The organism is Bradyrhizobium sp. UFLA01-814, assembly GCF_046718885.1.
Classification (GTDB): Bacteria; Pseudomonadota; Alphaproteobacteria; order Rhizobiales; family Xanthobacteraceae; genus Bradyrhizobium; species Bradyrhizobium elkanii.
The window spans coordinates 1-11170 of record NZ_JAQOSR010000229.1 but is presented as its reverse complement, the minus strand read 5'-3'; the positions used below and the strand labels follow the sequence as shown (position 1 = coordinate 11170).

Sequence of the window (11170 nt, the reverse complement as noted above, 5' to 3'; positions counted from 1 at the left end):
GTCCGCGGATGTCCTCGAGGTTGATGCCGCCGAAGGTCGGCTCCAGCGCGGCGACGGTCTCGACCACGCGCTCGATCGTGTCGGCCTTGATCTCGATGTCGAACACGTCGATGCCGGCGAATTTCTTGAACAGCACCGCCTTGCCTTCCATGACGGGCTTGGAGGCCAGCGGACCGATATTGCCGAGACCGAGCACCGCGGTGCCGTTCGAGACCACGGCGACCAGATTGGCCCGGGCGGTCAGCGTCGCCGCCTCGGCCGGGTTCTTGGCGATCTCGGTGCAGGCGGCGGCCACGCCCGGCGAATAGGCCAGCGCCAGGTCACGCTGGTTGGCAAGCGGCTTGATCGCCTGGATCTCGAGCTTGCCCGGCCGCGGCAGCCGATGGTAGGCGAGCGCCGCGTTGTGGAGTTCTTCAGACGATGACGACATGCGTGCTCCCCGCGTTTCCGGCCCAAATTTCTTGTTTCTGTGCTAATCCAGGCGAAAGTCATTTGTCCGGCAAATCGAGCCGGATGTGAAGCATGTCCAGCCGCTTGGATGCAACATCCGATAATGTCCCCGTCAACAGGCCCGGGCCGGCCGTTCATCGACGCCTGCCCCTCCCCGAGCCATTCCGCCGGGGATTGGCAATTTTTTTCCCTTGATGATCCGGAGTTGACCGAATGAAGAAAATTCTGCTCGGCCTGATCGCCGTCGCAGTCCTCGCGGCCGGCGGCTACTTCGGCTTCGACTTCTATGCCCAGCGCCGGGTCACCCGCGACGTCGAGGCCGCGTTCGAGCAGGTCCGCGCCACCGGCGCCAAGGCGAGCCACGGCAAGATCGCCTTCGACGTCAAGAGCCGCACCCTGACGATCGCGGACGTCACGACCGAGTCGGGGACGCAATCCCCGGTCAGCGTCAAGATTGCCAGTCTCACGATGACCGGCCTCGGTCAAACCGACACGGCACGGGTCTCCGCCGGCAATGTCGAGTTGAGCGATATCGAGATCGGCGTGGCGGGACCGACCCCGACGATCACCTCACTGACCTACAAGGCGCCGCGGATCACGGTGAAGGATTATTCCGGCCCCGCCAGCCTGCCCCAGCTTCCGGCCTCGTCGTCGATCTTCGAACTGTACCGGTCCGCGTTCGGACTGCTCGCGAGCATCAACGCGTCATCGGTCACTGCGCCCAGCTTGACCGGAACGATGACCTTCAGCGCCGCCGCAAAAGCCGGCGACGGCGCCAGCGGCGAATTCGCCTATTCGGGCATCGCCATCGAAAACATGAAGGACGGAAAGATCGCGTCCAGCAAGACCGGCAAGGTTGTGTTCACGATCAACCAGCAGGCAGCAGGCAAGCCGATCAAGCTGACTGGCGAACTCGCCAATATCGCCGCGGCCGACATCGACGTCGGCGCGATGGCGGCGATATTCGATCCAGGCAAGGCAAACGATGACAGGGAGTACCGGGTTCAGGGGCACGTTTCGGCCGGTCCTTATGTCATCACCGCTGCGCCGGGTGTGAACATGCGGATCGAGGGCGTGACCGTCGACGACACCAGGATCAATCCGTCACGGATGCAACTGCCGGCGCTGCTGGCAATGATCCCGCCGCAAGGGAGTCCGCCGCCGTCTGCCGCCCAGGCACGCGAACTGCTGGACAAGATCGCCGGCCTCTATTCGGGCATCGGAATTGCAAATGCCGAGATGCATGGGCTCTCGGTCGAGACGCCGCAGGGCCCGCTCAAACTTTCCTCGATGCGGTTCAACTTCGAACACGGCAAGATCGGCGAGCTTGCGGTCGAGGGACTCGATACCCGTGCGCCGAACGGTCCCATCAAGATCGGACGCTTCGCGCTGAAGTCGCTCGACGTCGCCAGCTTCATGCGACTGTCGGCACAATTCGCCGCGCAGAAGCCGTCCGCTGAACAGGCGCTGGCGCTGTTCCCGCTGATCGAAGGCGTCGAGGTCAAGGGAGTTGCGTCGCCCTACAAGGCCACCGGCAAGCCGATCAACATCGATGTCTTTAGCCTCGACTGGGGTCAGTTCGTCGGATCGATCCCGAGCAAGCTGCGGCTGGTCGCGAAGCTCGCGGCACCGCTGGACGCAGCGGATCCGCGGCAGCAGCCGCTCGTCGCCGCCGGGATCGACCGGATGGCGATCGACGCCGATCTCGGCGCCGTTTGGACCGAGACCTCACGCGCGTTCGCGCTGGAGCCGGTCAAGCTCGACATGGCGGGCCTGCTCAATGCGTCGGCCAGGGTCGCGCTCGGCAACGTCCCGCGCGAGGCATTCTCGACCAGCGCCGCGGAAGCAATGGGCGCGGCCGCGCAGATCGAAGCCGGCACGATCGAGCTCACGGTCCATGACCTCGGCGTCATCGATCTCGCGATCGCTCAATTTGCGCGCACCCGGAACATCAGCCGCGACGAGGCGCGCAAGGTCATCCTCGACGCCATCAAGGCGCAGGGCGGCGAGATCGGCGGGGGTAATCCCGACGCCACCGGCCTCCTTACCGCGATCAGCCAGTTCATCGAGACGCCGGGACAGACGCTGGTCATCAAGCTGACCCCGCGCGCGAAAGCGCCGGCGCTTCAATTGATGCAGTTGCTCAAGACCGATCCGCAATCGGCGCTGGCGCAATTCCGGATCGAGGCCTCGACGGGGTTATGATTCTCCCACCCGTAGCCCGGATGGAGCGAAGCGCAATCCGGGAACAGCGTCGCCGCAGGAGGGACCGCCCCCGGATTTCGCTTTCGCTCCATCCGGGCTACGCACCTCTCCTGCCCGCCTAACCCTTCGCCGGCAGGTTGGTGCGGATGTGCAGCTCCTTGAGCTGCTTCGGGGTTGCTTCCGACGGCGCGCCCATCAGCAAGTCCATGGCCTGCTGGTTCATCGGGAACAGCGAGACCTCGCGCAGATTGTTGGTGCCGCAGAGCAGCATCACGATGCGGTCGAGGCCTGCCGCCATGCCGCCGTGTGGCGGCGCGCCGTACTGGAACGCACGGTACATGCCGCCGAAGCGGTCGATGACCTCCTGCTCGCCATAGCCCGCGATCTCGAAAGCCTTCACCATCGCTTCCGGCTTGTGGTTGCGGATGCCGCCGGAGGCGATCTCGTAGCCGTTACAGGCGATGTCGTACTGGAACGCCTTGATCGTCAGCGGGTCCTGCGACGTCAGCGCGTCGAGGCCGCCCTGCGGCATCGAGAACGGGTTGTGCGAGAAGTCGACCTTCTTGTTCTCCTCGTCATACTCGTACATCGGGAAGTCGACGATCCAGGCGAGCTCGAACCGGTCCTTGTCGATCAGGTTCAATTCCTCGCCGAGCTTGGTGCGCGCGAGGCCTGCGAACTTCCAGAACTTCTCGGGATCGCCGGCGACGAAGAACGCCGCATCGCCTTCCTTGAGGCCGAGCTGGTCGCGGATCGCAGCCGTCCGCTCGGGGCCGATGTTGTTCGCCAGGGGACCCGCGCCCTCGCCGCCCTCGCGCCACATGATGTAGCCGAGGCCGGGCTGGCCTTCGCCCTGCGCCCACGAGTTCATGCGGTCGCAGAACGCACGGCTGCCGCCGCCGGTGCCGGGGATCGCCCAGACCTGGTTCTTCGGGTCTTCCAGCATCCGCGCGAACACCTTGAAGCCGGAGCCGCGGAAGTGCTCGGAGACTTCCTGCATCACGATCTTGTTGCGCAGGTCGGGCTTGTCGGAGCCGTATTTGCGCACGGCCTCCGCGAACGGAATCCGCGGCCAGTTCTTCGTGACCGGCTTGCCCTTGGCAAAGTCCTCGAACACGCCTGTAATGACCGGCTCCATCGCCGCGAACACGTCGTCCTGGGTCACAAAACTCATCTCGACGTCGAGCTGATAGAACTCGCCCGGCAGGCGGTCGGCGCGCGGGTCCTCGTCGCGGAAGCACGGCGCGATCTGGAAGTAGCGGTCGAAGCCCGACATCATCAGCAGCTGCTTGTACTGCTGCGGCGCCTGCGGCAGCGCGTAGAACTTGCCGGGATGGATGCGCGACGGCACCAGGAAGTCGCGCGCGCCTTCCGGCGAGGACGCCGTCAGGATCGGGGTCTGGAATTCGAAGAAGCCCTGCTCCTTCATCCGCTTGCGCATGGAATCGACCACCGCGCCGCGGGTCATGATGTTCTGGTGCAGCTTCTCGCGACGCAGGTCGAGGAAGCGGTACTTGAGCCTGATATCCTCGGGATATTCCTGCTCGCCGAACACCGGCAGCGGCAACTCGGCCGCCGGGCCCAGCACCTCGATCTCCTTGATGTAGATCTCGACCATGCCGGTCGGCAGTTCGGGATTGTCGGTGCCGGCGGGACGGCGGCGCACCTTGCCGTCGATCCGCACCACCCATTCGGAGCGGAACTTCTCGACCTCGGCGAACGCCGGCGAGTCCGGATCGGCCACGCATTGGGTGATGCCGTAATGGTCGCGCAGATCGACGAACAGCACGCCGCCATGGTCGCGGACCCGGTGAACCCAACCCGAAAGCCGGACCGTCTGGTCGATATCGCCCTCTCGGAGCGCGCCGCATGTGTGTGACCGGTAGCGATGCATAGTCTGTCCAAAAACTGATGTCGGAGGAGAATCGCGATAGGAAACTTCCTATCCGAAGGCGCTGGGTTTACCCGAGCCCGCTCGGGGCGGCAACCAAGGGAACGCCCGCTTTTGGCCCGAAACTGCAGATTTTGCCGCGATCCGGCGCCAGGTGGCCGCCAACCGTTTGCCTATTCGGCCCGCAGGCCTATCTTCCGGATATGACCATTCATTTCCCGTTCCAGAACACCTATTCGGCGCTGCCGGCGAACTTTTTCGCCCGCGTCGCGCCGACCCCGGTCGCAGCCCCCCGGCTGATCAAGCTGAACCGGCCGCTCGCGGTCCAGCTCGGGCTGGACCCGGACCTGCTCTCGACGCCGGAGGGCGCCGAAATCCTTGCCGGAAAGCAGCTGCCTGACGGCGCCGACCCGATCGCCATGGCCTATGCCGGCCACCAGTTCGGGCACTTTGTTCCCCAGCTCGGCGACGGCCGCGCCATCCTGCTCGGTGAGGTCATCGACAAGGACGGCGTCCGCCGCGACATCCAGCTCAAGGGATCCGGCCCGACCCCGTTCTCCCGCCGCGGCGACGGCCGCGCCGCGCTCGGTCCGGTCTTGCGCGAATATATCGTCAGCGAGGCGATGTTCGCTTTGGGCATCCCGACCACCAGATCACTTGCGGCGGTCGTCACCGGCGAGCCCGTGATGCGCGAGACCGCGCTGCCCGGTGCGGTGCTGACCCGCGTCGCCGCGAGCCACATCCGCGTCGGCACCTTCCAGTTCTTCGCCGCCCGCGGCGACACCGACGGCGTGCGCGCGCTCGCCGACCATGTCATCGCCAGGCACTATCCCGAGCTGAAGGACGCCGCCCAGCCGTATCACGCCCTGCTCGCCGGCGTCGTGGCGCGGCAGGCTGCGCTGGTCGCGCGCTGGCTCCTGGTCGGCTTCATCCACGGTGTGATGAACACCGACAACACCTCGATCTCGGGCGAGACCATCGATTACGGTCCCTGCGCCTTCCTCGATGCCTACAACCCGGCACAGGTGTTCTCCTCGATCGACGAGATGGGCCGCTACGCCTACGCCAACCAGCCGCGCATCGCGTTGTGGAATCTGACCCGGCTCGCCGAATGCCTGCTGCCGCTGTTCGCGGACGAGCAGGAGAAGGCGATTGAACAGGCGCAAGTGATCCTCGGCGAATTCCCCGAAAAGTTCACTGCAGCCTATAATGCCGGGTTGCGCGCCAAGGTCGGCCTGTTCACCGCGCGCGACGGTGACGAGGCGCTGATCCAGGATCTGCTGGACGCGATGGCCAAGAACGCGGCCGACTTCACGCTGACCTTCCGCCATCTCGGCGAGGCCGCGACCGATGATGCCGCCGACGTCCGCGCGCAGTTCACCGATCCCGCGGCGTTCGACGAATGGGCCGCGCGCTGGCGCGCCCGCCTCGCGCTGGAACAGCAGACGCCGGCCGAGCGCAAGGCCGCGATGGGTGCCGTCAATCCGGCCTTCATCCCACGCAACCACCGGATCGAGGCGGTGATTGCGGCTGCGGTGAACTCGGATGACTACACGCCGTTCGAGGAATTGCTGACGGTGCTGGCAAAACCCTACGAGGACCAGCCGCACTACACGGCCTATGCCGATCCGCCGCTCCCCGAGCAGCGCGTGACGCAGACGTTCTGCGGGACGTGAGGCCACTTACGCACGAGAAAGCACCAGCAAATGCCGGGGGCCCGCCGAATTATCCGGCCCCCATCTCCGATTTTAACGGGACCGGACGATGAGCCAGGGTCTCGGTCATCACCTCGCCGCCGGCTTCGAGCAGCGCTTTCGATAGCTCCTCTGCAACTTTTGCAGCGCCGTCGCTATCGATGATGGCACGCGCGGCGCCACCCGCAGCCAGCCCACCGACGCCCCCGACGATCTTCCCAACCATGGAGAACACCTGCTTGCGTCGCGCGGTTTGCTTGATCGCCTGGGTCAGTTCAATCGGAAATTCCACTCTCGTGAGAGACGCGAAGATCCGCCTATTTGGCATCGCTGCAAACCAGACAATCAATGCGCTCAGGCAGATGAGACCACAAAACGCAAGGATTGTGATCCATACTCCGCGTTCGAAGACAAAGAATATCGCAGCATAGAATGCGGCGATCCAGGCAACCACAAGGCAGATTCCGATGCGTCGATCGCGCGCGCGCAGTCCGGTCATCGTGTGCCAATCGATGATATGACCGTGCGAGGGATCCGCCACGGTAATCACCCAAAGACGATCGTTGGTATCATCTGCCCGATTTGGCTTCAGTTCGTCCGGACAGGACAGGACAGGAATTTCCTTCTTGGTCACGGCACGAAAATAGGCGTCATACGAACTCTTGATCCACTGAGCCGTTCTCGGCGTGGCCACAAGGCGGACCGTCGGAGAATTCATCTGCCATCCCAAAATAGACTTGCGTTTCAATCGGGCACCGACGCTCCAACAATGGACGTCGACCCGTATCGCTCAACTATGATGCCAGACTACAACCAAACGGCGAGCAAGAGAAGGCCAGGTCCACGCCCAGGTCGACGCTCAAGTCCGCGCCCGAGTAGTCGATCGCCGCTCGCACAGCTCCCGTTGGCCCTCCCCATCCTGGGCATCCCGGCCGGTGGCGTGGCGCCGCGCCCCCTGATTTGTTTGCAACGATTTCGCGCGCGTATCGTTGGCCGGGCAGCGCGGAACGTGCGGCCTCGTCCGATCCAGGTTCCGTGCCGCCGAGATGATGGAGCGCCAGCATGAACCAGCGCGATGATGACCTGAAAACCGCGATCGAGCGCAGCAACCCGAACGGCGTCGAGCCGCCCTTCTCCGAGGACGATCTGCAGCGCCAGCAACTCGGGCCGCGCGGCGTGCCCTGGCAACCGGATCCGGCGAAGATGACGCCACAACGTGCCAAGAAAACGCCGATCGATTCCGGTTCCGGCGGCCACACCGCCTGAGCACCGAAACAAGAAGGGTTTCACGATGAGGATCACCAGCTTCAAGGACATGTATGTCGCCGAGCTTCAGGAACTCGCAAGCGTCGAGGAGCAACTCGCCGTGGCGCTGGCGCGGATGGCGGAGATCGCTTCGCATCCGTCGCTCAAGGATGCGTTCAGCCGTCATCACCGCGAGACCATCGTGCAGGGCGAGCGGTTGAAATCGCTGCTGCGGATGCATGGCGCCGATCCGCTGGAGCACACCGACCAGGCCATGCAGGCGCTAATCCACGAGACCGCCAAGATGGTCTCGCTGCTGCCCGACGACAATCTGCGCGATGCCGGCCTCGTCGCGTCGGCGCAGAAGCTCGCGCATTACGAGATCGCCGCCTATGGCAGCGCGGCCGCCCTCGCAGGCCAGCTCAACCTGCGCGACGACCAGCGGCTCCTGCACGACAGTCTCGACGAAGAGCGGCACGTCGACACGCTGCTGACGGCGCTCGCCAAGGGCGAGATCAACCAGGACGCCCTCGCCGCGTAACGCCGTAGGCTCTACTCATCCTACGCATCTACGCGCGCGGGAAAAATGCTGCTGAAAATTTCGCGCTTCGCGGAGCTGCTGTCGTTCTTATCCCGCGACTATTGCCCTGCGTGAGTCGTTCGATCAGCCTCGCATCATCGATGCCATGGGGAAGACGAACGATGAGCTTCAGGTTCAAGCAGGTTTTCGCAGACACCCAGCAGGCGCTTGGTGCCGATCCGGCGCAGGCGCAGGCCGTGTTCCAGGCGACTTCGCAACTCGGCGACGGCGTCAATAGCCGCGTTGCCGTGCGGCAATTCAACGTCAGCGTCGACGAGCCGCCGGCGCTGGGCGGCCAGGACACCGCACCGAACCCGGTCGAGTACATCCTCGCCGCGCTCGGCTCATGCCAGGAGATCACCTATCGGCTCTATGCCGACGCGCTCGGCATTCCCCTCAACGGCGTGTCCGTCAAGCTGTCGGGCGCCATCGATCTGCGCGGCTTCTTCAGCGTCGATCCAGACGTGCGAGCTGGTTTCCAGCAGATCGAGGCCGAGGTCGCCATCGACAGTCCTGCCTCCGCGGCCGACATCGCCCGGCTGAAGGAAACCGTCGACCGTCATTGCCCCGTGCTGGACATCCTGCGGAACCCGACGCCGGTGGATCTGAAGCTGCGCACCGGACCGTTGAGCGTGGCCGCCTAACGCATGATCCGGAAAAGTGCAAAGCGGTTTTCCGGCGCGACAAGCGCGGAACGCGTTTGCGCGGAGATCATGCGCAAACACAGAGCTCAAGCGCGGTGACCACCGCGCTTGAGTTCCCCCATGTGAGCGTTAACTCACTCTCCACCATGCGCCGAGGCCGGCAGCGGTAACCATAAGGCTTAACAGCGCGTCAACGCTCCCCCAACAAGTCTAACTATTTCTGATGGGGGAGATTGGCCCGTGGACGCATTTGCATTCGAATTTATGGGATTGGCGATGATCGCGCTCTGTCTCGTCGTGCTGGCGATGCCCGCCGCGCGCCGGCCGTCGAAGAACATCCGCTACGAGTGAGCCGCGCGCAGAGCCGCGCGAAATAGCGCGCTCAAACGTCATCGAATGGCGATATGCTCGCGCTTACGAGTCCTGACCTGGGACGCAAATTGCGGGAATTGACGACGCTTGAACGAAACCGACGTCCCGCAGCCCGGCACACCGCCCGCCACCGCGAGCTCGACGCACTCGCCGCTGGAGGTGCTGCTGATCTTCTTCAAGCTCGGCGTCAGCTGCTTCGGCGGCCCGATCGCCCATATCGGCTATTTCCGCGACGAGTTCGTCACCCGCAGGCGCTGGCTTGACGAACAGGCCTATACGGATCTGGTCGCGCTCTGCCAATTCCTGCCGGGCCCTGCGAGCAGCCAGGTCGGCTTTTCGCTCGGCCTGATGCGCGCCGGGTACCTGGGGGCGCTGGCGGCCTGGACCGGATTCACGCTGCCCTCGGCGATCGCGCTGGTGCTGTTTGCCTTCGGCGCCAGCGGATTGAGCGGCCCTGCGGGTACCGGCCTGGTGCACGGCCTCAAGCTGGTTGCGGTGGCGATCGTCGCCCAGGCCGTCTGGGGCATGGCGCGCTCGCTCTGCCCCGACCGCGAACGCGCCTCGATTGCGACGGTCGCGGCACTCGTCATCCTCGCCAGTTCGTCGTCGATCGCGCAGATCGGCGCCATCGTTCTCGGCGCCATCGCCGGGCTTTGGTTCTGCCGGGCGCAACCGGCCAACGGGGTCACCCATATCGCGATGCCGGTATCGCGCCGCGTTGGCGTCGCAGCGCTGATCCTGTTCGTCGCGCTGTTGGTCGGACTGCCGCTGCTGTCGCGGACATGGCCCGGCCTCGGCCTGTTCGAGGCCTTCTACCGCTCGGGCGCGCTGGTGTTCGGCGGCGGCCACGTCGTGCTGCCGCTGCTGCGCGAAGCCGTGGTGACGCCGGGCTGGATCGGCGACGATGCATTCCTGACCGGCTACGGCGCCGCGCAAGCGGTGCCGGGCCCGTTATTCACCTTTGCCGCCTATCTCGGCGCCGTGATCGGCGGCATGCCGGGCGCGATCATCGGCCTCGTCGGCATCTTCCTGCCGGGAATTCTCGTCCTGCTCGGGGCGCTGCCGTTCTGGGACAGCTTTCGCAAACGGCCGGCGGCGCAGGCGATGATGCGCGGCGTCAACGCCGCCGTGGTCGGCATTCTGGGGGCCGCGCTTTACAATCCGGTGTGGACCAGCAGCGTCCACCGTCCGCTCGATTTCGGCATCGCGCTGGCCGGCTTCGTCCTGCTCACGGCGTGGCGCGCACCGCCGCTCGTGGTGGTGGTGCTCAGCGCGGCCGCCGGCATCGCCACGGGGCTCCTGCAATCGTGAACGATCGCGCAGTGGTTTCGCCGCGCGGATTAAGAACGCCTTCATGCCTCGCCGCCACGATAGCGGATATATGCCGAGCGTTTCTAAACAACCGACCCGGGTTCCCGTGCTGGACCTGCTGCGGCTTGCCGCGGTCGGGGCCGTGATCCTGTATCACTACGGCTTCTGGGGCGTGGCATCGAACGGCGTGCAAAAGGTGGCGATGCCGTACCTCGCCCCGATCGCGCAATACGGCTTCCTCGGCGTCCCCGTGTTCTTCGCGATCTCCGGCTTCGTCATTGCCTATTCCGCCGAAGGCCGCACGCCGATCGGCTTCGCGATCGCCCGCTTCAGCCGCATCTATCCGACCTTCGTCATCTGCATGACGCTGACCTTCCTCGCGACGCTGCTGCTGGGCCACGCGTACTTCCACGTGACGTGGGGGCAATGGCTGGCAAACCTGTTCATCGCGGCCCCGATGCTCGGTCAGCCCTACATGGACGACGCCTACTGGTCGCTGGTGATCGAGGTCGTGTTCTACGCCTGGATCGCGCTGTTCCTGGCCTGGGGCATCTTTCCGCGGCGGATCGACACGATCATCGTGGCGTGGATCGCAGTCACTTTCGCCAACGAGCTCACCATCGACGTTCCCCTGTTCGAGAAACTGTTCGTGGCCGACGACAGCGGCTTCTTCGCCGTCGGCCTCCTGATCTATGAGCATTACCGCGGACGGCGCGACACCAGGCTGTACAGCCTGCTATCGCTCGCGATGGGCACGGCGACATTCCAGGCCGTGCAC

The 11170-nt window shown here is 65.0% G+C and carries 9 protein-coding genes and 1 pseudogene; 7 read left to right on the top strand and 3 right to left on the bottom strand.

The window, feature by feature from the left end; genetic code table 11:
* Window positions 1-430: pseudogene (locus PMN64_RS39115) on the bottom strand (NADP-dependent malic enzyme); the annotation flags it as partial.
* Between the two features lie 233 nt (window positions 431-663).
* Here PMN64_RS39115 and PMN64_RS39110 point away from each other — a divergent pair.
* On the top strand, window positions 664-2655 hold the full coding sequence (locus PMN64_RS39110) for a hypothetical protein (RefSeq protein WP_028344828.1): 1992 nt from the start codon (window positions 664-666) through the stop codon (window positions 2653-2655).
* A 118-nt stretch (window positions 2656-2773) separates the two neighbouring features.
* Here the strand turns inward: PMN64_RS39110 and aspS are convergent, their stop codons facing one another.
* The gene (gene aspS / locus PMN64_RS39105) at window positions 2774-4549 is read right to left on the bottom strand and encodes an aspartate--tRNA ligase (RefSeq protein WP_411784608.1); all 1776 of its coding nucleotides are present in this window, start codon (window positions 4547-4549) and stop codon (window positions 2774-2776) included.
* Between the two features lie 200 nt (window positions 4550-4749).
* On the opposite strand from aspS, the gene PMN64_RS39100 reads away from it, so the two are divergent.
* Window positions 4750-6222, top strand: coding sequence for a protein adenylyltransferase SelO (locus PMN64_RS39100; protein ID WP_411784607.1), 1473 nt, complete (start codon window positions 4750-4752; stop codon window positions 6220-6222).
* A 49-nt stretch (window positions 6223-6271) separates the two neighbouring features.
* On the opposite strand, the gene PMN64_RS39095 is transcribed toward PMN64_RS39100, so the two are convergent.
* Window positions 6272-6958: a hypothetical protein gene (locus PMN64_RS39095; protein WP_411784606.1), complete on the bottom strand. Its 687-nt coding sequence runs from the start codon at window positions 6956-6958 to the stop codon at window positions 6272-6274.
* Between the two features lie 344 nt (window positions 6959-7302).
* On the opposite strand from PMN64_RS39095, the gene PMN64_RS39090 reads away from it, so the two are divergent.
* The 5 genes from PMN64_RS39090 to PMN64_RS39070 all read left to right on the top strand — a co-directional run.
* Entirely contained in the window at window positions 7303-7506 is a 204-nt protein-coding gene (locus tag PMN64_RS39090) for a hypothetical protein (protein ID WP_411784605.1), read from the top strand.
* Between the two features lie 25 nt (window positions 7507-7531).
* Window positions 7532-8026, top strand: a complete 495-nt coding sequence (locus PMN64_RS39085) for a ferritin-like domain-containing protein (RefSeq protein ID WP_028344824.1) — start codon at window positions 7532-7534, stop codon at window positions 8024-8026.
* A gap of 161 nt (window positions 8027-8187) precedes the next feature.
* Window positions 8188-8709, top strand: coding sequence for an OsmC family protein (locus tag PMN64_RS39080; protein WP_028344823.1), 522 nt, complete (start codon window positions 8188-8190; stop codon window positions 8707-8709).
* Between the two features lie 459 nt (window positions 8710-9168).
* Window positions 9169-10392: a chromate efflux transporter gene (chrA, locus tag PMN64_RS39075; protein WP_411784604.1), complete on the top strand. Its 1224-nt coding sequence runs from the start codon at window positions 9169-9171 to the stop codon at window positions 10390-10392.
* A 70-nt stretch (window positions 10393-10462) separates the two neighbouring features.
* A partial coding sequence (locus PMN64_RS39070; RefSeq protein ID WP_411784603.1) for an acyltransferase family protein occupies window positions 10463-11170 on the top strand: 708 nt, incomplete at its 3' end.

What these genes read in the sequence shown, in the direction of transcription:
- PMN64_RS39110 (WP_028344828.1), top strand. Translation starts at nt 664, where the DNA reads ATGAAGAAAATTCTGCTCGGCCTGATCGCCGTCGCAGTCCTCGCGGCC.
- aspS (WP_411784608.1), bottom strand. Translation starts at nt 4,549, where the DNA reads ATGCATCGCTACCGGTCACACACATGCGGCGCGCTCCGAGAGGGCGAT.
- PMN64_RS39100 (WP_411784607.1), top strand. Translation starts at nt 4,750, where the DNA reads ATGACCATTCATTTCCCGTTCCAGAACACCTATTCGGCGCTGCCGGCG.
- PMN64_RS39095 (WP_411784606.1), bottom strand. Translation starts at nt 6,958, where the DNA reads ATGAATTCTCCGACGGTCCGCCTTGTGGCCACGCCGAGAACGGCTCAG.
- PMN64_RS39090 (WP_411784605.1), top strand. Translation starts at nt 7,303, where the DNA reads ATGAACCAGCGCGATGATGACCTGAAAACCGCGATCGAGCGCAGCAAC.
- PMN64_RS39085 (WP_028344824.1), top strand. Translation starts at nt 7,532, where the DNA reads ATGAGGATCACCAGCTTCAAGGACATGTATGTCGCCGAGCTTCAGGAA.
- PMN64_RS39080 (WP_028344823.1), top strand. Translation starts at nt 8,188, where the DNA reads ATGAGCTTCAGGTTCAAGCAGGTTTTCGCAGACACCCAGCAGGCGCTT.